Raw genomic sequence first — 21,758 nt, 5'->3', positions numbered from 1 at the left:
ACCGATATAATGCAGCATAACGGTTACGATAAGGAATGTTCGATGAATTATCCCACGCTTGAAGATGTGGTCGGCAATACGCCGTTGGTTCGCTTGAAGCGAATTAGCGCTGGTAAGAACAATACCCTGCTTGCCAAATTAGAGGGCAATAATCCGGCGGGGTCGGTCAAAGACCGTCCGGCGCTCTCGATGCTGAGGGAAGCAGAAGCCCGGGGAGAGATTACCCCAGGGGATACGCTGATTGAGGCCACCTCGGGTAACACGGGTATTGCGCTTGCCATGGCGGCGGCGATCAAAGGGTACAAAATGACCCTGATCATGCCGGAAAACGCTTCCACTGAACGTAAGCAGGCGATGGCCGCCTACGGCGCAACGCTGATCAGTGCCAGTAAAGAAGGCGGCATGGAAGAGGCCCGTGACATCGCAGATGCCATGATTGCACGGGGTGAAGGCAAACCGCTAAACCAGTTTGCCAACCCGGATAACCCGCTGGCCCACTACCGCACCACCGGGCCGGAAGTATGGCGGCAAACCGGCGGTGAAGTGACCCACTTTGTCAGCTCCATGGGCACCACGGGCACCATCATGGGCGTATCGCGCTACCTGAAAGAGCAAAATAGCGCGATTCAAATCGTCGGCTTACAGCCTGCTGATGGCGCTAGCATCCCCGGTATTCGCCGCTGGCCGCAGGAGTATTTGCCGGCCATTTTTGAAGCACCGCGTGTGGATACGACGCTTGATATTCGTCAGCAGGAAGCGGAAGAGCATATGCGTCGCCTAGCGCGTGAAGAGGGCATTTTTGCGGGTGTCTCCTCGGGCGGCAGCCTGGCAGGCGCGCTGCGTATTGCTGAACAAACCGAGAATGCGGTCATCGTGTTTATTGTCTGTGACCGTGGGGATCGCTATCTCTCTACGGGCTTATTCGCTCCGGAGGTATAGATGGCTATGTTGGGTAAGCGGCGGCCGCCTAGGCCCGCCTCCGGCCACTCTGGGCTGGCGCGAACGCCAAGCAGCCAACCTGCGCCCGCTAAGCAGGCAGCCCCGCAGGATGCTTCAGCGCCGCTGGTCATTGAGCGGCTGGCCCACGATGGGCGAGGCGTTAGCCACAACCCTGCGGGTAAAACCGTGTTTGTGGATCAAGCGCTGCCTGGCGAACAGGTGGAAGTGGCGGTGCACGTCACTCGCAAGCGCTTTGATGAAGCTCATATCAAAACGATGATGACCTCCTCGTCGCAGCGAGTAACGCCCCCTGCGGGCATTTTGGCCACTGTGGCGGATGTGATTTACAGCACTTGGCGGTAGACGCGCAGCGTGCTCACAAGCGTGAGGTGGTGACAGAGTTAATGGCGCGCCAGGGCATAAAGCTCAGCGATATCTCAGCGATCAATGGTCATCAAGAGCACTATCGGCGCCGGGCGCGGCTAGGCGTCAAGGTCGATAGCCAGAACAACGTGCGGCTTGGTTTTCGCGCAGCCAATAGCCACCGACTGGTAGATATTGATCACTGCCATGTGCTGGTGCCTGCGCTACAAACGCTGATAACGCCGCTAAAGCAGCTGCTCACTCAGTTAGAGGCTCCCCGTGCGGTGGGCCATATTGAGCTGCTGTCTACGCCGCAAACCACGGTAGTACTTATTAGGCAGCTAAAGCAGCAGCCCCAGGATTGGCAGCGTTGGCAAACGTTTGCTGCCGAGCAGCAGGTCAATTTAGGCATGTGGTTAGGGCGAGAGTCCCCCGCGCTGCACTGGCATGGTGCAGAGCCAGCACTGGAAGAGCGCTTTGCTATGAGTGCGCTAGGCATTGTGCCCGCGCCTGGCACCACTGCAGAAGAACTGGTATTGCAGTTTGCCCCCGGTGATTTTTTACAGGTAAATGCCGAGGTCAATCAAAAGATGGTCTCCCAAGTGGTAGCATGGCTAAAGCCAGCGCCTGGGATGGCGTTGCTAGATCTGTTTGCGGGGATGGGGAACTTCAGTCTGCCTCTGGCCGCAGCGGGTGCGAGCGTGCACGCGGTAGAGGGGAACGCCGCAATGGTGCAGCGCTTAGGCGCTAACGCAACGCTCAACCAGCTTAACGTGAGCGCCCAGCAGGCGGATCTTAACGATGTGGCGGCGGTGAAAGCACTGCTACGCGAGCATCCGGTGGATGCCTTGGTGTTAGACCCTCCGCGCAACGGTGCAGAAGCCATATGCCAAGCAGTGGGTCGCCATAAAGTGGCCAAGGTTGCTTATATTTCTTGTGACCCGGCCACGCTTGCGCGTGATGCGGCACACCTTGTGCATGCGGGATATCGCATCAAGCACGTCGCAGTGGCGGACATGTTTCTGCACACTGCCCACATGGAAACGCTGATGCTGTTTGAATACGCGGGCTAGTTTGCCCTTTGCAGCAAGCTTTGGTGGCAGCGGTGTGGAGGCTGCCACCCTGAAAGGATGAGTCATAGTCATGGTGAAAGTGCGTGAAGACCAGCCGCTAACAGAAAGCGGAAAGGTGGACATACAACAATGGTTAACGCGCCTTCAAGACGATGTGCGCCTACGTGAACCCGAGCGCTTGATGCAAGCCTGCGAGCTTGCCGAGCAGCTAGAGCGAGAAGCCCCTCGTACCCATCGCGTGTGGCTGTCGCCGGGTTCTAGCTTCCGCATGGGTCTTGAGATGGCGGATATTCTCGCCGACCTCAAGCTCGACCAGGCAACGCTGGAAGCCGCCGTGCTCTACCGCGCTGTGCGCGAAGGGCTGCTAAGCCTGGAGGCCGTGGGCAAACGCTTTGGTGATGAAGTCGCTAAGCTTATCGACGGCGTGCTGCAAATGGCCGCCATCAGCTACCCATTGGCACCTAACCATGGCATGAGCCAGCACAACCAGCAGGAGAACCTGCGCAAAATGCTGGTGAATATGGTCGGCGACGTGCGCGTCGCTCTGATCAAAATTGCCGAGCGCACCTGTGCACTGCGCCAAGTCAAAGACGCCCCCCGTGAGAAATGCCTACAGGTTGCGCGAGAAGTGGCCGATATCTACGCGCCGCTGGCGCACCGCCTCGGCATTGGCCAGATCAAATGGGAGCTGGAAGACCTCTCTTTCCGTTACCTGCATGAAGAAGATTACAAAGCCATCGCCAAGCTGTTAGCGGAAAAGCGCCTTGATCGCGACCGCTATATCCACGACGTGGTGGAAACCCTTAAAGGCTTGATGGAAGCTCAGCATATTCACCGCTATGACGTGAGTGGTCGGGCTAAGCACATTTACTCCATCTGGCGCAAAATGAAGCGCAAGCGGATTGATTTTTCCCAGGTGCACGACGTGCGCGCCGTGCGCATTCTGGTGCCGGAAGTCACCGACTGCTACACCGTGTTAGGCATCGTTCACTCCCGTTGGCACCATGTGCCCAACGAGTTTGACGACTACATCGCCAACCCTAAGAAAAACGGCTATCAGTCGCTGCATACTGCCGTCATGGGGCCTGAAAACAAGGTGCTGGAAATTCAGATTCGCACCTTTGGCATGCACGATGAAGCGGAGCTGGGCGTCTGCGCCCACTGGCGCTACAAAGGCCACGATACCAACGCCAAAAGCCGCAGCTACGAAGAGAAAATCGCCTGGCTGCGCCAAGTGTTGGAGTGGCAGGACGAAGTGGGCGGCTTTGGCGATCTACGCGAAGGCCTCTCCAGCGATGTTGCCCCCGATCGCATCTATGTCTTCACGCCCGATGGTCACGTGATTGACCTGCCACGCATCGCCACGCCTATCGATTTTGCCTACCGCGTGCATACCGAAATAGGTCATCTTTGCCGAGGGGCCAAGATTAATGGGCGCATTGTTCCACTGACCTACAAGCTAAAAACCGGCCAGCAAATCGAGATTCTCACCGCCACCAAAGGCGGCCCCAGTCGCGACTGGCTCAACCCCAGTTTGGGCTACGTGCGCACCTCCCGGGCGCGGGCCAAAATTCAAGCGTGGTTTAAGCACCAGGCCCGCGACCAGAACCTGGACGAAGGGCGCGCGCTGTTCGAGCGCGAAATGCGCCGCTTGGACGTAGAAGGGCTGGACCTGCCCAAGCTCGCCAAAGCCGTCAACTACCAAAACGCCGACGATATGTACGCGGCGCTGGGGGCGGGCGACCTGCGCATCGGCCAAGTGCTGCACCAGGCCCAGCAGCTGTTTGGTGAAACCGACGACCAAGAGCAGCTGGACCGCCTGCTGGCCAAGCCCCGCCGCCAGCCCAGTAAGGCCACCCAAAGCGACATTACTGTGCTTGGGGTGGGCAACCTGAAAACCAGCATGGCGAACTGCTGCCGCCCGGTGCCCGGTGAGCCGATTGTGGGCTTTATTACCCAGGGTCGCGGTGTGACCGTGCATCGCCAGGATTGCACCAATATTCTCCAATTGCGCATGGAAGAGCCCCAGCGCATTATCGAAGTCGAGTGGGGCGAGCGGGCACACACCCGCTACCCGGTGACCATCGAGATTCAAGCCTGGGACCGCTCTGGGCTACTTCGTGATGTGACGGGCCTACTAGGCAACGAGAAGGTCAATGTATTGGCGGTCAACACCCTCACCGATACCGATGAAGGCATTGCCCGGCTGCGGATTACGCTGGAAGTCGACGGCCTGGAGTCCCTCGGCAGGCTGTTCTCGCGTATCCAGCAGCTGCCTAACGTGACCGAAGTGCGCCGCCTGCGTAATGCCGACCCTGAAAAAAGTGCCCGTAAAGGAGGGGCCTGATGCGCCATACCCTGGACGATTTGCTCACTCTGATGACCGTATTGCGCGACCGGGAGCAGGGCTGCCCGTGGGATATTAAACAGGATTGGGACAGCATCGTGCCCCATACCCTGGAAGAGGTGTATGAAGTGGCTGACGCTATCGAGCGTCGCGCTTTTGATGAGCTGCCCGGCGAGCTGGGCGACCTGTTGTTTCAAGTGGTGTATTACGCCCAGTTTGGCGCAGAAGAGCAGCGCTTCGACTTTCACGATATCGTCGATACGCTGACCGCCAAAATGCTGCGCCGTCATCCCCATGTGTTCCCAGACGGCACGCTGGCTTCCCGCCGCCCGCCCGGCGTGAGTGCCGACGAGGTCAAAACCCAGCAGGTGAACAGCCGCTGGGAAGCCCTTAAAGCCGACGAGCGCGCCGAACGAGCCACCCAAGCCCCGTCGGTGTTGGACGATGTGCCCCGCACGCTGCCCGCCCTTAGCCGCGCCGCCAAGCTCTCCAAACGCGCCGCCCGGGTTGGCTTTGATTGGCCTGATGCCGAAGGCGTATTGGCCAAAATTCGCGAGGAGCTGGAGGAGGTCGAAGAGGCGCTGGCAGCGGGGGATCGTCAGCACGCCCAGGAAGAGGTAGGCGACCTGCTGTTTGCTGTCACCAATTTAGCCCGCACGCTAGGCGCCGACCCCGAACAGTGCCTGCGTAGCACCAATGCAAAATTCGAGCGCCGCTTTCGCTATGTTGAATGCGCGCTTGCCGATGCCGAGCGCCCCTTAAACGAGGCCTCGCTGGATGAGATGGAAAGCCACTGGCAAGACGCGAAAGCCCAAGAACAACGCTAATTTCAAAACCATCAACGCGACCCCGCAAGGAGGCCACGCCAATGAGTCATGATCTACACGAATCACTGCGCGATAACGTGCGTATTCTGGGCGACAGTCTAGGGCGAACCATCGCCGATGATTTAGGCCAGTCGTTTGTCGATAAGATTGAAACCATTCGTGCCCACGCCAAGCGCGGTCGTCAGGGGGATACCCTTCAGCAGCGCCAGCTCATCGAGTACCTGCGTCAGCTGCCGGAACGCGATCTGTTGCCCGTTACCCGAGCTTTTAACCAGTTCTTAAACTTGGCCAACATCGCCGAGCAGCACTACCGGGCGCGGTTTCGTCGGGTAGAGGACTACAAGCCTGGCTCCCAGCCTGCACTTGGAGAGCTACTAGGACGTGCCCAGCAGGCGGGTAATTCACCGCGCAAACTGGTGGAAACCCTTGCCAATATGCGCGTGGAGCTGGTGCTGACCGCGCATCCCACCGAAGTTATTCGCCGCACGCTGATCCAGAAATACGACGCCATTGATGAGTGCTTAACCGCGATTGAGAGCTCGGAAGATTACCCCGAGCGCGGTGCACGTGCCCAAGGCCGCTTGGAAGAGTTGATCAGCCAAGCGTGGCACACCGATGAAATTCGCCACGAACGCCCCACGCCAGTAGACGAAGCCAAGTGGGGCTTTGCGGTGATCGAGAATTCGCTGTGGCAGGCGGTGCCGGATTTCCACCGCGACTTGGATAACCTGCTGCTGGACACCGCAGGCGAGCGACTGCCGCTGGACGCCGCACCGATTCGTTACGCCTCCTGGATGGGTGGCGACCGCGACGGCAACCCGAATGTCACCGCCAAAGTGACCCAGGAAGTGCTGCTGCTAGGCCGCTGGATGGCAGCGGATCTCTATCTGCGCGATTTAGAACAGCTCAAAACCGAGCTCTCCATGTGGAAAGCCAACAGCGCCTTAAAAGCCGAAGTGGGCGATGTGGCGGAACCCTACCGGGAGCTGCTTAAGCGGCTGCTGACCAAAATGGAAGCCACCCGGGACTGGGCGAAAGCGCAGTTGGATGGCCGCAACTACGACGGCGGGCCGATTATTGAAACCCGCGACCAAATCTACGCGCCGCTGCTGGCCTGCTACCGATCGCTGTGCGACGTGGGGCTGGATACCATTGCCAACGGTGCGCTGCTGGATACCCTGCGCCGCGTGGCCGTGTTCGGCGTCACGCTGACCAAACTCGACCTTCGCCAGGAAGCCAGCCGCCACGCCCAAGTAATGGAAGAGCTCACTAGCTCGCTGGGGCTTGGCCATTACCAGGAGTGGAGCGAAACCCAGCGTCAGGAATTTTTGCTCGCGGAGCTTGAGTCCCGTCGCCCGCTGATTCCCCGCCGCTGGGAGTGTTCGGCGGAGTCCAGGGAAGTCATCGACACCTTCAAGGTGATCGCCCAGGAGCATGCCGAAGCGCTGGGTACTTACATTATCTCCATGGCCGCCGAGCCTTCTGATGTGCTCACCGTGGCGCTGCTGATGAAAGAAGTGGGTGGGCAGGTAACGTTACCCATCGCGCCGCTGTTCGAAACCCTCAACGACCTGGATCACGCGGGGGATGTGATCGATCAGCTGCTGGCGCTGCCGGGCTACCGCGCCCTGGCGAAAGACCGCCAAGAGGTGATGATCGGCTACTCCGACTCCGCCAAAGATGCCGGTCAGCTCGCCGCTGCTTGGGCTCAGTACCGCGCCCAGGAGGCGCTGGTGAACGTGTGCGAAAAGCACGGCGTTGACCTAACGCTGTTCCACGGCCGCGGCGGCACCGTGGGCCGTGGGGGCGGCCCGGCCCACGCGGCGATTCTTTCTCAGCCGCCGGGCTCCGTGAACGGCAGCCTGCGAGTGACTGAACAAGGCGAGATGATCCGCTTCAAGTTCGGCCAGCCGGATATCGCGCTGCGCTCCATGGAGATCTACGCCTGTGCGGTGTTGGAGGCCACGCTGCTGCCACCGCCCGCGCCGGAACCCCACTGGCGTGAGGAGATGGACCAGTTGGCTAAGGTGGCCCACTGCGCTTATGTGGGCGTGGTGCGGGAAGACCCTGACTTCGTGCCTTACTTCCGTGCTGTGACGCCGGAAGGGGCGCTGGGTCGATTGCCGCTAGGCTCGCGGCCCACCAAGCGCCGTCAGGATGGTGGCGTGGAAACCCTGCGGGCGATCCCCTGGATTTTTGCCTGGACACAGATCCGCCTGATGCTGCCCGCTTGGCTTGGCAGTGGCGAAGCCTTCTCCCGCCGCCTGGAGCAGTCCGGCGGTCGTGAAGTGCTTCAAGAAATGCGCACCCAGTGGCCGTTCTTTGGCACCTACCTGGATATGTTAGAGATGCTGCTGGCCAAAGCAGACGTGGCGATTGCCGCCTACTACGAGCATCGCTTGGTGGACGAGCCGTCGCTGAAAGCGCTGGGTAAGAAGCTCCGTGAACGCTTCGAGCGGCTGGAAGACGTGGTGTTAGATATTCTTCAGCAGGAGAAACTGCTGGAGAACACGCCATTGATTCGTCAGGCGATTGACGTGCGCAACCCCTACATCGACCCGCTGCACGGTCTGCAAGCCGAGCTTTTGCAGCGTAATCGGGATGCTGATGGGGCGATTAGCCCAGATCTCTCCCGCGCATTAATGGTCACCATGGCAGGGATTGCGGCTGGCCTGCGTAACACGGGCTAAGCTAGTAGTTGCCTATCTGCGCCGCTACCGATGGGTGGCGGCGCTTTTCTTTATGTGGCGTGGGAGGCAGGAACATGACGACAGATGCCCAGGCCGTGTTGGCCTTCTGGTTTCAGGAGCTGACGCCCGCACAGTGGTTCAAAAAAGACGCTGAGATGGATCGGCAGATTGCCGAGCGATTCAGTGATGTGCTGATGAGTGCCGCAGCGTGCGAGTGTTTCGAGTGGCGTCGTTCGGCTCGCGGGCGGCTGGCGGAAGTGATCGTGCTGGATCAGTTCTCTCGTAATATCTACCGCGACGATGCCCGTGCGTTTGCCAACGACACGCTGGCGTTAGCGCTGGCCCAGGAAGCGGTGGCCAGCGGAGCCGACCAGTCGCTGTCGGCGGTGGAGCGCAGCTTTCTCTATATGCCCTATATGCACAGCGAGTCGGCGGCTATTCATACCGTTGCGATGCGGCTCTTCGATCAGCCGGGTCTGGAGAGCAATCTTGAATTCGAGAAACGCCACAAGGCGATTATTGACCGCTTCGGGCGCTACCCGCACCGCAATGCGGTGTTGGGAAGACCCTCGACTCCGGAAGAGGTCGAATTCCTCAAGCAGCCCGGCTCCTCTTTTTAACGTTTATTTAGGCTACATGGCGTTTTATGTCGTTACGAAAATCTACCCGTATCAATAAATACATAAGCGAAAGCGGCCTCTGCTCCCGCCGGGAGGCGGACCGCTTCGTCGAGCAGGGCAATGTGTGGATCAACGGCCGCCGGGCAACCACCGGCGATCAGGTGGTCGCGGGGGATCGAGTAAAGGTCAACGGCCAGGAGATCGAGCCGCAGGAAGAGGAGGATCTTGTTCTCATCGCGCTGAATAAGCCGGTAGGCATTGTGAGCACCACGGAGTCGGCGGAAAAAGACAACATCGTTGAGTTTGTGAAGCACGGAACGCGCATCTTCCCCATTGGGCGGCTAGATAAAGATTCCCAAGGGCTGATCTTTCTCACCAACAATGGCGACCTGGTCAACAAGATCCTACGTGCCAACAATAACCACGAAAAAGAGTACGTGGTGACGGTCGATAAACCGATTACCGACGAGTTTATTGCCGGTATGCAGGGTGGCGTGCCAATCCTTGGCCAGATGACCAAAAAGTGTCATGTCGCTAAAGAGTCCACGTTTGTGTTCACCATTACTCTGGTGCAGGGGCTCAACCGTCAAATTCGCCGTATGTGCGAATACTTTGGCTATGAAGTCACCCAGCTAGTGCGTACGCGCATCATGAACGTGTCGCTGAAAGGGCTGGCGCTGGGGGATTGGCGTGACCTGACTCCCAAAGAGATCGAGACTATTGTTGCCCTCACCGAAACCTCAGATGTAGCGCCAGAGAAGAAAGCATCTGAGAAGAAAGCATCTGAGAAGAAAAACATCGCCCGACCCAACTACAGCGGCGGTAGAAGTAGCGCGCAGGATAAAAAGCCGACAGCAAAAAGGGCCTCTTCAGGTGCCCGTGCGGGTAACAAAGCCCGCAAGGATCCTAAGGCAAAAGGAGCCGCTGCTGGTAAGCCAGGCGGCAAAGGAGCAGCGTCAGCGGGAAGACCGGCCACTAAAGGAAAGGGGAGGCCCGGGAGTCACTCTAACGGCAAACCGGGCGCGAGTAAGGGCGCGATAAAGGGCGGCCGCCCCAGCGGGGGGAAAGCCGCCTCCGGTAAGCCGTCTTCCCGGCGCAAGTAGTTCTCCATGACAGAGATACCTACTTATATAAGTTACCTACTGGCGTGGTATGTGGCGGTCAGCGTGATTACCTACGCCACGTATGCGTGGGATAAAAGGGCCGCGATCAAAAAGCGCCAGCGCGTGAGCGAAAAAACGCTGCACTGGCTGGCGCTGGTAGGCGGTTGGCCGGGGGCTTGGTGCGCGCAGCAGCAGCTGCGCCACAAGACCCAAAAAACCAGCTTTCGGCGCGTCTATTGGGTCACGGTGCTCCTCAATATCGCGGCGCTAGGCGGCTTTGTCGCGGTTATGCCGCTGCGTTAGGGGCAAATAGGAAGTTGGCAATTAGCTCTTTGCCGCCCTCGGTGGCAAACGACTCCGGGTGAAACTGAATGCCGTGAATCGGGTAGTCACGGTGCTTCACGCCCATCAGCTCAAACTCACCCGCTGCCTGCCAGCGGCCACGTTCAGCAAAGCTGTCGGCGGTGAGTGCACCTACCGTGGCGGTCACTTCCAGGCACTCTGGCAGCGTCGCCGCATCGGCAATTAGCGAGTGGTAGCGCATCACCTCAAGCTGGTCGGGTACGCCGTTAAACACAGAGCGGTTGTCGTGGTTTATGGGGCTGATTTTGCCGTGCATCGGCAGCGGCGCTTTGACCACCTTGCCGCCGAACACGTGCACGATGCCCTGCATACCTAGGCAAACGCCCAGCAGCGGCGTGGTTTTGCCCAGCTTCTCGATCACTTCGGCGCATACGCCAAAGTAGCGTGGGTCATCCGGCGAGCCGGGGCCAGGCGAGATAATAATGCGATCCGGCGCCATGGCTTCAATCGCTTTAAAATCAATCTGATTGTTGCGCTTCACCACAATTTCGAAATGGGGCAGCTCGCCGCGATTCTTCTCCGTGGTCAGAATCTCACCAATAAACTGGTAGAGGTTATAGGTGAAGGAGTCGTAGTTATCGATGATCAGCACCTTCATGCGGGGCTCTCCGTTTCCGTATCCATAAAGGGGGCCAAGGCCTTGCGGGTGCCGGCAAACTTGCGGCGAATCTCTTCGTACTCATCTTCGGCGTTGCTGTCGTAAACGTTGCCGCCACAGGTTTGTACGTAGGCGCGCTCGCCGTTAACAAACACCGTACGGATGGGGATCGCAAAGGTGCAGTCGCCGTTGAAGGAGAACTGGCCCACCGCGCCGCCGTAGGGGCCGCGCCCGTCGGTTTCCAAGTCATCGATGATTTTCATCGCTTCGATTTTAGGTGCGCCGGTTAGCGTGCCCGCTGGGAAGTTGCTGGCCAGCGCGGTGAACATGTCTTCGCCTTCGGCAATGATGCCGACGATCTCACTAGAGATATGCTGAACGTGACTGAAGCGCTTGATATCCATCAGGCTGCGTACTTTGACCGTACCAAACTGCGCCACTCGACCAATGTCATTGCGGTGCAGGTCCACGATCATGTTGTGCTCGGCGATCTCTTTGGGGTCGTTGAGCAGCGCGCGGGCAAGCTGGGTATCCTCCTGGGGCGTTTGGCCGCGCAGGGTGGTGCCCGCCAGCGGGAACGTCTCCATCTCGCCCTGGCGCAGGCGGAACAGCAGCTCGGGGCTGGCACCAATCAGCTTCTGTTCGCCAAACTTCACGTAGTACATCTGCGGCGAGGGGTTGATGGTACGCAGCTGGTCGTAAAGCGCCAGCGTGTCGCCCTGAATGCGAAAGCGCTTTTTAAAGCCCACTTCGCACTGAAAAACTTTGCCGTCGATGATGTCCTGCTTCACCTTGGCGACCGCTTCGGCGTGCTCGGCTTTGCTCATGGTGTCGCCCAGCGCAGTAATGTGCAGCGCGCCTGCGGGCTCGTCGTCGGCGTCGATCAGCGTCTGTAGAAACGCGTAACGGCTATTGTCGTAGTAGAAGTAGGTGACTTCCCCGGTCATCTTGTCGAGGATCAGGCCATCTTTGTACAGCCCAAAGCGGAACGTATCGAAGTCGTCGCTGGCTTTCAGCGTCAGCGACGGCTCGAAGTACTGCATGGCGTCGTAGCCCAGGTAACCGCTTAACCCGCCCGCGTACTTACGCGAAATAATGTTCTGCGGAATCAGGCTGCGCAGCAGCTCGTAGGGGTTGTCGCTGGAATAGTGGTTGGCCTCGCCGTCGCGGCTTTCGATGGTTAGCGTGTTGCCATTGGCATAGAGCGTGTACTCGGGGTCGAAACCAATGATCGAATGGCGCGCCATGTGGCTATCTTCGCCCAGCGACTCCAGCATGTAGCAGGTATCGAAGCGCCGCTCGATTTTTTGAAACAGGGCAAAGAAGTCGCAGTCTGCCGCCAGGGTAACGTAATGGGGCTTGCGGGGCAGGGTGAACGGCTGGGGGCCTGCCGCAGCGGCCGTATCGGTGGTGCTCATAAGTGCTCATTCCGTGAAGAGGCTAACATCGTCAGCGCGCGTGATCCGCGTGACACGGTCGCAATACCCACGCCTAGGGTTTCGGCAATTTTGCGGTGGGGGACGCCCTCGCGCAGCAGCTTAAAAATCTGTAGGCGTTTGCTGATTTCTTGATACTCTGCTGGCGTAAGCAGGCTGGCCAGTGCTTCGTCCATTGCATCGGGCGTGTCGATCGCAAGCAGGTGGCGCACCAGGTCAGCTTGAAACGTATCGTGTAAGGACATCGTGCCACCGAGTGATTTGGTCATGTACTAGCGTACTAGTACGTTAACGGATTGCTCAGGGAAGTCAAGTCGCAGTGAGGTTAAGGAGTCGCCATGACCGGCTATTTTATTCAAGCATTCATCTATTTAGTGGCGGCGGTGATAGCCGTGCCGCTGGCCAAGCGCTTCGGGCTGGGGTCGGTGTTGGGTTATTTGGTCGCCGGTGTGGTGATTGGCCCCGTGCTGGGGCTGGTCGGCCAGGAGACCACCACCATCCAGCACTTTGCTGAATTTGGTGTGGTAATGATGCTGTTTTTGGTGGGCATGGAGCTAGACCCCAAAGGCTTATGGGCCATGCGGGTGCGGCTGCTGGGCCTGGGCGGTTTGCAAGTGGTGCTGACCGCAGCGGCAGGCGCTGCCATTGCCTGGTGGCTAGGGCTCGTTTGGCAAACCGCCCTGGCGGTGGGGCTGATTTTTGCGCTCTCATCCACTGCCATCGTGCTGCAAACCCTGAGTGAGAAGGGGCTTTCCAAAACCGAAGGCGGGCGCAGCGCCTTTTCGGTGCTGCTGTTTCAAGATATCGCCGTCATTCCTATGCTGGCGCTCATCCCGCTACTGGCACTGCCGGAATTAATGGGCGCTGCCAGTGACGACCATGGCCACGCGGGGCTAAGCCTAGTGGCGCATCTGCCTGCCTGGGCACATGCGCTGGTAGTGGTGGCCGCCATCGGCAGCGTAATTGTGGGCGGCTACTATTTAGGGCCGCTGCTGTTCCGCTACGTGATTGGCTCCGGCCTACGGGAAGTGTTTACCGCCTCTGCGCTGATGCTGGTGATCGGCATTGCCGCCTTGATGAGCTTGGTGAACCTATCGCCCGCCTTGGGGGCCTTCCTGGCCGGTATTGTACTGGCCAACAGCGAGTTCAAGCACGAGATCGAGGCCAATATCGAGCCATTCAAGGGGCTACTGCTGGGACTGTTCTTCATCACCGTGGGCGCAGGCATCAACTTTGACGTGCTAGCGGCGGAGTGGGCCACGGTGCTAGGCCTGGGCTTGGCCGTCATCGTTGTGAAAGCGGCCATTTTGCTGGTGCTGGCGCTGCTGTTCAAGGTACACGGCAGCAATGGCTGGCTGTTCACCCTAAGTCTTGCCCAAGCGGGTGAGTTTGGCTTCGTCCTGCTGACCTATAGCGTGCAGAACAGCGTGATTCCGGTGGAACTCTCCCAGGTGCTCTCGCTGGTGGTGGCGCTGTCGATGTTCCTTACACCGCTGCTGTTCATTGCTTACGACAAGCTGGTGCTGCCGCGCTACCAAACTGCCAAGAATGACGACCGTGAAGCCGATACCATCGAAGAGCAGGCGCCGGTCATCGTGGCGGGGGTCGGCCGTTTTGGGCAGATTATTTGCCGCCTGCTGCGGGCCAATAACATTCCCATCGTGGCGCTGGATCACGAGATCGAGCAGATCGAAAACCTGCGTAACATTCGCATTAAAAGCTACTTTGGCGACGCTAGCCGCTCCGATTTGCTGGAAACCGCCGGTATCGAGCACGCTCGTCTGCTGGTGGTCGCCATCGACGACCGCGAGCGTGCGGTGGGTATCGTTAAGCACGTTAAACAGTTCTACCCCAATGTGTGGGTGCTGGCCCGCGCCTTTGACCGGGGCCACGGCTACCAGCTGCGCGAGGCCGGAGCCGACGACGTGATCAGCGAAACCTACCATTCGGCGCTGGAGCTAGGCGGCCATGCGCTCACCGCCATGGGCGTTCATCCGATGCGCGCTAAACAGATGACCTGGGCCTTTGTACAGAATGAAGACGCTCACGCCGACGAGTTGTTCGAGGCCTGGAAAGAGATCGACGAAGGCATAAGCTTTAGCCCGCGCTATGGCGAGCTATTTATGAAGTTGGAAGAGGCGCTGAATACCGCGATGCATCAAGACTGGCAGGCACCGCAACAAGAGGAAGTGCCGGTATGGACGGCTCCCGCTCCAGAGAGCGATCCGCAGACATTGAGCAGAGGCCCCGCAGAGCAGCGTTCGTAGCTTAAAACGGCAAATGTAGCGAGGCGCTGAGCATATTGAGGTGGCTGAGCGACGGCGCATCAATACGTTCGTACTCTAATCGGCTGATCAATCGATTGACGGTCATGGTGGCACCAAACCCTTGCAGAAGGGCGGTGCCGCTATCCTCGGCAATCGGCTGGTCGGTGTCACCTCGCCATTCGGTCAGGCCTGATTTGGCGTAGATGCTAAACGCGCCCATGCGAATACCCGCCACAATAGCACCGCCAAGGCTCAAGGTGTCCATAATCATCGGGTTGACGCTGGAAGCGATGGGCACTTCTTCGCTTTCGCGGTAGGCAATTTCAGCGCCAATATCCAACTGCGGGAGCTGCCAAGGGCTGAAGCCAGCGGTGAGACGAAAGCCGGAGGTGTAGCTATCTAGGCTGCTGAGGTCGCTGCCTTCCAGCACCACGCCGTTATCAAGGCGCATCCATTCGCTGTCGGGAGCGGCATAGGAGAGAACGGGAGCGCCGTCATCGGCAAAGGATGCACTCAAAGGAAGGGCAGTGCCGAACAGGCTCAACAGCAGGGTGCTTGCCAAGCGGTTCATTGGCGTTCCTCTTGTCCTTTCTCGTTGACGTTATCTTTATCAGCCTAGCAACGAGCGCTGATTTCCACCACGTGAATTGCGCCATTCGCCAAATTTTCCAGCAAATTTTTTCCCATCTGCATAAAACGCTCACCGAATACCCACTGAGGTGAGAGGACGGCGGTACGCGGTGCCTGCTCTTTTTGCCGCTGGCGCGTGCGCCATTCAATCGCGGTGTGGCTCCAGTCTTCGCTGTGCTGAATATTAAAACCGCTCGCTTCAAGTTGGTGGGCCAGCCCGGTTAACGAGAGCAAATGCGAGTGCGTTGGCCCTTCGGCCCAGGGCACCGGGAATCGCAGCGCCTCGCTGTGTAGCCCGCCAACGACTTCATGCATCACCAACTGGCCGCCAGGTCGCAGCACGCGGCGGCACTCGGCCAGTACGCGTGCAGGGTCGGGCATATTCATCAGGCTGTGTTGGAACAGCACCGCGTCAAAGCTTGTCTGTGCAAACGGTAGCGCGCAGGCGTCGCCCGTGACCCAGCGCAGCTTGCCATGGTGGGCTTTAGCAGTGTGATGGCTTAGCGCCAATCGGCTAATGGCTTGATTAAGCGCGCTAAAGCGGTGGGTAATATCCAGCCCGGTTATATGAAAACCTTGCGCGGCACCTTGGCGCATCAGCCCGCCCAGCCCTGCGCCTATATCCAGCGCGTGCTGGGATTTGGGGTCGAGCAAGCCCAACAGCCTTGCGGATGTGGCAAAGCCACCGATATGCAGCTGGTCGAGCGGTGCTAATTGATGCAGCGTGGGGCCATCGGGGTAGTGGGTGCGCAGTTGGTGGAGAATATCCTGGTCGCGCAGCGCTTGATGGTAGTGGTGGGCGAGGGAAGTGGGCATGGGGAGCCTCGGTTGGGGCTAACGTCTCAGGATCAGAACAACCCTGGCGAAAGCCTCCGCTACGGGTTGTTCTGAGCGACAGTTGACCGTTGTAACAGCTTCGATCCCTTTTACGTTTGGTCTTCCAGCCCCAGCTCTTTAATCGAGATTTCGCGCATTTTGAATTTCTGGATTTTGCCGGTCACCGTCATTGGGAACTCATCCACGAACTTGAAGTAGCGCGGGATCTTGAAGTGGGTGATTTTGCCTTTGCAGTATTCGCGCAGGTCTTCCCCGGTAATCTCGCCCGCCGTGCTGTTGAGCTTCACCCAGGCGATCAGCTCTTCGCCGTACTTTTTGTCCGGCACGCCGGTGACCTGTACTTCGGAGATCGCTGGGTGAGCGTACAAGAACTCTTCGATCTCTTTCGGGTAGACGTTCTCGCCGCCGCGAATCACCATGTCTTTGATGCGACCGACGATCTGGATGTAGCCCTCGTCATCCATGGTGGCCAAGTCGCCGGTGTGCATCCAGCCCGCTTCGTCGATGGCCTCGGCAGTGGCTTTGTCGTTGTTCCAATACTTCAGCATCACGCTGTAGCCACGGGTACACAGCTCGCCGATTTCGCCACGGGGTAGAATGCCGCCGTTGCCAGGGTCGACGATCTTGCTCTCCAGGTGGGGCTGGGTGCGGCCCACGGTGGAAACGCGCTTTTCAATGGTGTCGTTCGCGCCGGTTTGCGTGGACACCGGGCTGGTTTCGGTCATGCCGTAGGCGATTTGCACGCCCTTCATGTTCATCTTGTTGATGACCTGCTTCATGATTTCAGCAGGGCAAATGGAACCCGCCATAATGCCGGTGCGCAGCGACGAAAAGTCGGTGCTGGCGAAGTCAGGGTGCTCAAGCTCGGCGATGAACATGGTAGGCACACCATACAACGCAGTGGCTTTCTGCTCATGAACGGCTTTCAGCACTTTGCCGGGGTCGAAGCCTTCATCGGGGTAGATCATCGCCGCGCCGTGGGTCACGCAGCCCAGGTTACCCATCACCATGCCAAAGCAGTGGTAGAGCGGTACGGGAATCACCAAGCGGTCTTCGCTGGTAAAGCCCATGCTTTCGGCCACAAAAAAGCCGTTATTGAGAATGTTGTGGTGAGAGAGCGTGGCCCCCTTGGGAAAGCCGGTGGTGCCAGAGGTGTACTGGATATTGATCGGGTCGTCGAACTGCAGCGTGGCCTGTAGGTCGTCCACGTCGGTTTGGCTAACCTTGTCGGCTTCGGCGATGAAGTCTGCCCAGCGCCACATGCCGCTGTGCTTGTCGGCGCTTAGGTTAATGATGCACTCAAGGTTCGGCAGTTTCTGTGATTGTAGTTGGCCTTCCGCACAGCTGTTGAGCTCTGGCGCCAGCTCGAACAGCATCGCCGTGTAGTCGGAGCTTTTGAATTGGTTGGCAGTGACTAAAAAGCGCGCGCCGGACTGGTTCAGCGCGTACTCCAGCTCATGGGTTCGGTAAGACGGATTGATGTTCACCAGGATCGCGCCAATTTTGGCGGTGGCAAACTGGGTCAACGTCCATTCGCTGCAGTTGGGAGCCCAAATACCCACGCGGTCGCCTTTTCGTACACCAATGGCGAGCAGGGCGCGGGCGCAGCGGTTCACTTCCTGATGAAGCTCGCGGTAGCTCCAGTGAATATTCTGGTGAAGCGCTATCAGCGCGTCGTTATCCGGGTACTGAGCGGCAATTTGGTCGAATTTATCGCCAATGGTCATGCCCAGCAGCGGCTTCTCGGCGGTGCTGCTGGTGTAGCTGGGCAAGGTTGCAGGTGATGCCATGGTGAGTCTCCGATGTCTTTTTTTTATCTGAACGGGAAGTGACGCATTTTTAATTATTAGGATGTTCGGGTGGCGTTACGCTGTGCTGCTTTTGGCACACCCTTTGGCGAGGGCCACCTTGGCACTGGGTTTGCGGCCAAGCTGTTTAGTGATCCAGTCGCCGGTATCGATCACTGCCTGCAGGTCGATGCCGGTATCAATGCCCAGCCCTTCCAGTAAATAGAGCACGTCTTCGGTAGCCACATTGCCCGATGCGCCCTTGGCATAGGGGCAGCCACCCAGGCCTGCCGTGGCGGCATCGATCACGCTCACGCCTTCTTCCAGCACGGCGTACAGGTTGGCAATCGCCATGCCGTACGTGTCGTGGAAGTGAGCGGCGAGTTTCTCAATCTGCACCTGCTGGCGAGTGGCTTCAATCATTCGCTTAGCGGCCAGCGGCGTACCCACGCCAATGGTGTCGCCCAAGGAGACTTCATAGCAGCCCATCTCATACAGCGCCTTGGCGACATCCGCTACTTTATGGGGAGCGATATCCCCCTCATAAGGGCAGCCCAGCACGCAGGAGACGTAGCCCCGCACCCGCACGCCTGCCTCCTTGGCGCGGGCAAGCACCGGCTCAAAGCGCGCTAACGACTCGGCAATCGAGCAGTTGATGTTCTTTTGCGAGAACGCCTCCGATGCCGCACCGAATACCGCGACTTCCTCAACGCCTGCCTCCAGAGCGCCCTCTAAACCTTTGAGATTAGGTGTCAGCGCGGAATACACCACGCCGTGCTGGCGCTGAATGCCGCGCATCACCTCGGCGGCGTCGCCCATTTGCGGCACCCACTTGGGCGAGACAAAGCTGGCCGATTCGATATGGCGAATGCCCGCATTCGCCAGCCGCTCGATCAGCTCAATTTTGGTGGCTGTGGGCACCAGAGTGCCCGGCTCGTTTTGCAGCCCGTCGCGGGGGGCCATTTCAAATAGCTTGATAGACGTAGGCAGTGCCATGTGTGGCTCCTATTCGCTGGGGGCAAAGTCGAGCAGCACAGCGCCCTGGCTTACCGTATCGCCTGCCTGGAAGTGGAAGGTCTCTACGCTGCCATCGGCGGGGGCGGTCATGGTGTGCTCCATCTTCATGGCTTCCATCACCATCAGCGGCATGCCTTTTTCAACCTGAGCACCCGGTTCCACTAACAGCGCTACTACCGTGCCGTTCATGGGCGCGGTGAGAGTAGATTCCGCTTCGTGGTGGCCGTGGTCGATAGCATCGATGCGCCGCCAGAACAGGCGGGTTTCACCGCTGGGTTCGGCCATCACCACTACATGACCATCTCTATACGCCTGTAGGCGGCGGCGGTGGCCATTCAGCGTGACGGCAACGGCGTCGCCTTCCAGCGGCTGTAGGCTGGCGCTCAGCGTGCTGCCGTCGATGGTGAGTTGCCACTGAGCATCCAGGGGCTCGCGTTTGCCTTCGACCACCACGACCGCGCGGTCGCTATCCGGGGCTTGGGCGCTTGCCGGGTCGCACAGCGCAATGCGGATGGTGTGCGGGGCGTTGAGCCGGAAACCGTCGTGGCGGTCCCAGGGGGAGTCGCTTTCGCACTCCTGGGCTAATTGATGCAAACCAATTAGCGCGGCGCTGGCATAGTCTTCTATAGAAAACTGACGCGGAGCAAACAGGGTGGCTTCGTTGCGCTCGATAAAGCGAGTATCCAGCTCGACGTTCTTAAAGCCTGGGTGATTGGCTAAGCGCTGCAAGAAGGCGCGGTTGGTGACTACGCCCTGCACATCCAGCGCCGCCAGCGCCCGGTTGAGGGTAGCTAGCGCCGCGTCGCGGTCAACGCCATGCACAATCAGCTTGGCAAGCATCGGGTCGTAGTGCATCGACACCGTATCGCCGCTCTCTACGCCGCTATCCAATCGTACTTGGTTCGCGCCCAGCCCTGCGCCTTCCAAGTCCAGCGCAAAGCGGGTGAGTAAGCCGGTGGCGGGAAGGAAGTCCTGCTCCGGGTCTTCGGCGTAAATGCGCGCTTCGAAACTGTGGCCGGTAATGGTCAGCTCGTCCTGGCGGCAGGGCAGCGGTTCGCCCATGGCGACTCTTAGCTGCCATTCCACCAGATCTTGGCCGGTAATCATCTCGGTCACGGGATGCTCCACCTGCAGGCGGGTGTTCATCTCCATGAAGTAGAACGAGCCGTCGGCATCTAGCAAAAATTCCACCGTGCCCGCGCCCACGTAGCCGATCTCTTTGGCGGCGCGAACGGCGGCATCACCCATGGCGGCGCGCAGTTCAGACGTCATGCCGGGGGCAGGGGCTTCTTCGATGACTTTCTGATGGCGGCGCTGCACGCTGCAGTCCCGCTCGAACAGGTACACGCCGTTGCCGTAGCGGTCGCAGAACACCTGTACTTCCACATGGCGGGGCTGTACCAGATACTTCTCGATCAGCATGCGGTCATCGCCAAACGCGGCTTTAGACTCCCGGCGGCAGCCGTCCAGCGCGGCTTTGAAACCGTCGCCGTTCTCGACGACGCGCATGCCTTTACCACCGCCACCGGCGCTGGCTTTCAGCATGACGGGGTAGCCGATCTTATCGGCTTCGGAACGCAACAGGGCATCGTCTTGGTCGTCGCCGTGGTAGCCGGGCACCAGTGGCACACCCGCATTCGCCATGCGCGCTTTGGCGGCGGATTTGTCGCCCATGGCGGCAATGGCAGAGGCGGGTGGGCCAACAAAGGTAATGCCCGCTTGCTCTAGCGCTTTAACGAAGGTGCCGTTCTCGGACAAGAAGCCGTAGCCGGGGTGAATCGCGCCGGTGCCGGTGCGTTGGGCGGCCTCAATCACCGCGTCAATGTTCAAGTAGCTTTCCCGAGCGGCGGCGGGGCCGAGGCGCACGGCCTCGTCGGCGTCACGCACGTGGCGGGCAGTAGCGTCGGCGTCGGAGTAAACCGCCACGGTTTTTAAGCCCATGCGGCGGGCGGTGCGCATCACGCGGCAGGCGATTTCACCGCGGTTGGCCACCAGGAGCGTATCGAATTTGGTCGGGGTAAACGTCATGAGCGTGGCTCCGCAGCGTTATTGTGTTCTTCAGGAGAGGTCCAGGCGGGGCGACGCTTGTCAAAAAAGCTGGCTAAACCCTCTTGGCCCTCTTCGCTTACCCGCAGCTTGGCAATTACCTGGCAGGTGTGCTCGCGGGTGGCGTCGCTATCCGGGGCTTGGGCCACGTCGGCAAGCAAGGCTTTCGTTGCTCGCTGTGCTTGGGGGGAGCCTTTCATCAGTGTGTCGATCATCGTATCCACTGCGCTATCCAGGGCTTCGGGTTCCACCACGTGGTGGGCCAACCCCAGGACGAGTGCGGTAGGCGCGTCCATGACCTCGGCACTCAGCGCGTATCGGCGCATCTGACGCTGGCCAAGGGCGCGCTGAACGTAGGGGCTGATCACCGCAGGCGACAGGCCAATATTGACTTCCGACAGGCAAAACTTGGCCTTTTCGGAGGCGATGACGATATCGCAGCAGGCGGCCAAGCCCACCGCGCCGCCGAACGCCGCCCCCTGTACGCGGCAGATGGTCGGGCAGGGCAGCGTGTCCAGGCCGTGCATGAGAGCGGACAGCTTGCGGGAATCGGCGAGGTTGTCTTCCAGGTCGTATTCGACCATGCGCTTCATCCAGTTCAAGTCAGCACCTGCGGAGAAGCTTTTGCCTTCGGAGCCGAGCACCACCACCCGAACGTCGCCTGCACTTGCCAAGTCGTGCAGCTTTTCCAGGTGCGCGTTGAGTTCGGCAATCAGGCTGTCGTCAAAGGCGTTATGCACCTCTGGGCGGTTCAAGGTGAGCCGCGCCACGCCTGCTTCGATCACCAGTGTTGAGTAAGCCATGAGGTTCGCCCC

The 21,758-nt window shown here is 59.3% G+C and carries 17 protein-coding genes and 1 pseudogene; 9 read left to right on the top strand and 9 right to left on the bottom strand.

The annotated features are described in order from the left end of the window. Window positions 1-42 precede the first annotated feature (42 nt). The 8 genes and pseudogenes from cysM to CTT34_RS10950 all read left to right on the top strand — a co-directional run bounded on the left by cysM (window position 43) and on the right by CTT34_RS10950 (window position 10,265). Window positions 43-939, top strand: coding sequence for a cysteine synthase CysM (gene cysM / locus CTT34_RS10985; RefSeq protein WP_159342477.1), 897 nt, complete (start codon window positions 43-45; stop codon window positions 937-939). Then, window positions 940-2,375, top strand: a pseudogene (gene rlmD, locus CTT34_RS10980) (23S rRNA (uracil(1939)-C(5))-methyltransferase RlmD). 70 nt (window positions 2,376-2,445) lie between these two features. Beyond that, window positions 2,446-4,722 (top strand): GTP diphosphokinase, encoded by a 2,277-nt coding sequence (gene relA / locus CTT34_RS10975; RefSeq protein WP_159342476.1) that lies wholly within the window; start codon window positions 2,446-2,448, stop codon window positions 4,720-4,722. Further along, window positions 4,722-5,549, top strand: coding sequence for a nucleoside triphosphate pyrophosphohydrolase (mazG, locus tag CTT34_RS10970; RefSeq protein WP_159342475.1), 828 nt, complete (start codon window positions 4,722-4,724; stop codon window positions 5,547-5,549). Before relA ends, mazG begins: the two co-directional genes overlap by 1 nt. A 41-nt stretch (window positions 5,550-5,590) precedes the next feature. Then, the gene (gene ppc, locus CTT34_RS10965) at window positions 5,591-8,239 is read left to right on the top strand and encodes a phosphoenolpyruvate carboxylase (RefSeq protein WP_159342474.1); all 2,649 of its coding nucleotides are present in this window, start codon (window positions 5,591-5,593) and stop codon (window positions 8,237-8,239) included. Between the two features lie 74 nt (window positions 8,240-8,313). Continuing rightward, window positions 8,314-8,859 carry a DUF924 family protein gene (locus tag CTT34_RS10960; RefSeq protein WP_159342473.1) on the top strand — a complete coding sequence of 182 codons (546 nt, stop codon included), beginning with the start codon at window positions 8,314-8,316 and terminating at the stop codon, window positions 8,857-8,859. Between the two features lie 26 nt (window positions 8,860-8,885). After that, window positions 8,886-9,962, top strand: coding sequence for a 23S rRNA pseudouridine(2604) synthase RluF (rluF, locus tag CTT34_RS10955; protein WP_159342472.1), 1,077 nt, complete (start codon window positions 8,886-8,888; stop codon window positions 9,960-9,962). Between the two features lie 6 nt (window positions 9,963-9,968). Then, window positions 9,969-10,265: a DUF1294 domain-containing protein gene (locus CTT34_RS10950; RefSeq protein WP_167520879.1), complete on the top strand. Its 297-nt coding sequence runs from the start codon at window positions 9,969-9,971 to the stop codon at window positions 10,263-10,265. On the opposite strand, the gene CTT34_RS10945 is transcribed toward CTT34_RS10950, so the two are convergent. From CTT34_RS10945 to CTT34_RS10935, 3 genes are read right to left on the bottom strand one after another with little or no spacing between them, the layout of a single operon-like run. Continuing rightward, a complete protein-coding gene (locus CTT34_RS10945) occupies window positions 10,249-10,923 on the bottom strand; it encodes an anthranilate synthase component II (protein ID WP_159342471.1) in 675 nt (224 codons plus the stop codon). The two genes, CTT34_RS10950 and CTT34_RS10945, sit on opposite strands and share 17 nt — an antisense overlap. Next, window positions 10,920-12,341 carry an anthranilate synthase component I family protein gene (locus CTT34_RS10940; RefSeq protein WP_159342470.1) on the bottom strand — a complete coding sequence of 474 codons (1,422 nt, stop codon included), beginning with the start codon at window positions 12,339-12,341 and terminating at the stop codon, window positions 10,920-10,922. Before CTT34_RS10940 ends, CTT34_RS10945 begins: the two co-directional genes overlap by 4 nt. Then, entirely contained in the window at window positions 12,338-12,628 is a 291-nt protein-coding gene (locus tag CTT34_RS10935) for a Trp family transcriptional regulator (protein WP_390620231.1), read from the bottom strand. The genes CTT34_RS10940 and CTT34_RS10935 overlap by 4 nt, the downstream gene beginning before the upstream one ends. A 69-nt stretch (window positions 12,629-12,697) precedes the next feature. Here CTT34_RS10935 and CTT34_RS10930 point away from each other — a divergent pair, with 69 nt between their 5' ends. After that, the gene (locus tag CTT34_RS10930) at window positions 12,698-14,626 is read left to right on the top strand and encodes a monovalent cation:proton antiporter-2 (CPA2) family protein (protein WP_159342469.1); all 1,929 of its coding nucleotides are present in this window, start codon (window positions 12,698-12,700) and stop codon (window positions 14,624-14,626) included. 1 nt (window position 14,627) lies between these two features. On the opposite strand, the gene CTT34_RS10925 is transcribed toward CTT34_RS10930, so the two are convergent. The 6 genes from CTT34_RS10925 to CTT34_RS10900 all read right to left on the bottom strand — a co-directional run bounded on the left by CTT34_RS10925 (window position 14,628) and on the right by CTT34_RS10900 (window position 21,746). Next, on the bottom strand, window positions 14,628-15,197 hold the full coding sequence (locus CTT34_RS10925; protein ID WP_159342468.1) for a hypothetical protein: 570 nt from the start codon (window positions 15,195-15,197) through the stop codon (window positions 14,628-14,630). A 44-nt stretch (window positions 15,198-15,241) separates the two neighbouring features. Continuing rightward, entirely contained in the window at window positions 15,242-16,072 is an 831-nt protein-coding gene (locus tag CTT34_RS10920; RefSeq protein ID WP_159342467.1) for a class I SAM-dependent methyltransferase, read from the bottom strand. 110 nt (window positions 16,073-16,182) lie between these two features. Continuing rightward, window positions 16,183-17,883: an AMP-binding protein gene (locus tag CTT34_RS10915; protein ID WP_159342466.1), complete on the bottom strand. Its 1,701-nt coding sequence runs from the start codon at window positions 17,881-17,883 to the stop codon at window positions 16,183-16,185. A gap of 75 nt (window positions 17,884-17,958) precedes the next feature. Beyond that, window positions 17,959-18,876, bottom strand: a complete 918-nt coding sequence (locus CTT34_RS10910; protein ID WP_159342465.1) for a hydroxymethylglutaryl-CoA lyase — start codon at window positions 18,874-18,876, stop codon at window positions 17,959-17,961. A 9-nt stretch (window positions 18,877-18,885) separates the two neighbouring features. Beyond that, window positions 18,886-20,925: an acetyl/propionyl/methylcrotonyl-CoA carboxylase subunit alpha gene (locus CTT34_RS10905; RefSeq protein WP_159342464.1), complete on the bottom strand. Its 2,040-nt coding sequence runs from the start codon at window positions 20,923-20,925 to the stop codon at window positions 18,886-18,888. After that, the gene (locus tag CTT34_RS10900; protein ID WP_159342463.1) at window positions 20,922-21,746 is read right to left on the bottom strand and encodes an enoyl-CoA hydratase/isomerase family protein; all 825 of its coding nucleotides are present in this window, start codon (window positions 21,744-21,746) and stop codon (window positions 20,922-20,924) included. The genes CTT34_RS10905 and CTT34_RS10900 overlap by 4 nt, the downstream gene beginning before the upstream one ends. Between the last annotated feature and the right edge of the window lie 12 nt (window positions 21,747-21,758).

Origin of the sequence: Halomonas meridiana (assembly GCF_009846525.1) — a bacterium.
GTDB lineage: Bacteria > Pseudomonadota > Gammaproteobacteria > Pseudomonadales > Halomonadaceae > Vreelandella.
This window is presented reverse-complemented; position numbering and strand designations above follow the sequence as displayed.

Coding starts and splice junctions, on each gene's coding strand:
- CTT34_RS10900 (WP_159342463.1), bottom strand. CDS start 21,746: ATGGCTTACTCAACACTGGTGATCGAAGCAGGCGTGGCGCGGCTCACC.
- CTT34_RS10925 (WP_159342468.1), bottom strand. CDS start 15,197: ATGAACCGCTTGGCAAGCACCCTGCTGTTGAGCCTGTTCGGCACTGCC.
- rluF (WP_159342472.1), top strand. CDS start 8,886: ATGTCGTTACGAAAATCTACCCGTATCAATAAATACATAAGCGAAAGC.
- CTT34_RS10910 (WP_159342465.1), bottom strand. CDS start 18,876: ATGGCACTGCCTACGTCTATCAAGCTATTTGAAATGGCCCCCCGCGAC.
- CTT34_RS10935 (WP_390620231.1), bottom strand. CDS start 12,628: ATGACCAAATCACTCGGTGGCACGATGTCCTTACACGATACGTTTCAA.
- mazG (WP_159342475.1), top strand. CDS start 4,722: ATGCGCCATACCCTGGACGATTTGCTCACTCTGATGACCGTATTGCGC.
- CTT34_RS10950 (WP_167520879.1), top strand. CDS start 9,969: ATGACAGAGATACCTACTTATATAAGTTACCTACTGGCGTGGTATGTG.
- CTT34_RS10940 (WP_159342470.1), bottom strand. CDS start 12,341: ATGAGCACCACCGATACGGCCGCTGCGGCAGGCCCCCAGCCGTTCACC.
- CTT34_RS10905 (WP_159342464.1), bottom strand. CDS start 20,925: ATGACGTTTACCCCGACCAAATTCGATACGCTCCTGGTGGCCAACCGC.
- cysM (WP_159342477.1), top strand. CDS start 43: ATGAATTATCCCACGCTTGAAGATGTGGTCGGCAATACGCCGTTGGTT.
- ppc (WP_159342474.1), top strand. CDS start 5,591: ATGAGTCATGATCTACACGAATCACTGCGCGATAACGTGCGTATTCTG.
- CTT34_RS10920 (WP_159342467.1), bottom strand. CDS start 16,072: ATGCCCACTTCCCTCGCCCACCACTACCATCAAGCGCTGCGCGACCAG.
- CTT34_RS10945 (WP_159342471.1), bottom strand. CDS start 10,923: ATGAAGGTGCTGATCATCGATAACTACGACTCCTTCACCTATAACCTC.
- CTT34_RS10960 (WP_159342473.1), top strand. CDS start 8,314: ATGACGACAGATGCCCAGGCCGTGTTGGCCTTCTGGTTTCAGGAGCTG.
- CTT34_RS10930 (WP_159342469.1), top strand. CDS start 12,698: ATGACCGGCTATTTTATTCAAGCATTCATCTATTTAGTGGCGGCGGTG.
- relA (WP_159342476.1), top strand. CDS start 2,446: ATGGTGAAAGTGCGTGAAGACCAGCCGCTAACAGAAAGCGGAAAGGTG.
- CTT34_RS10915 (WP_159342466.1), bottom strand. CDS start 17,883: ATGGCATCACCTGCAACCTTGCCCAGCTACACCAGCAGCACCGCCGAG.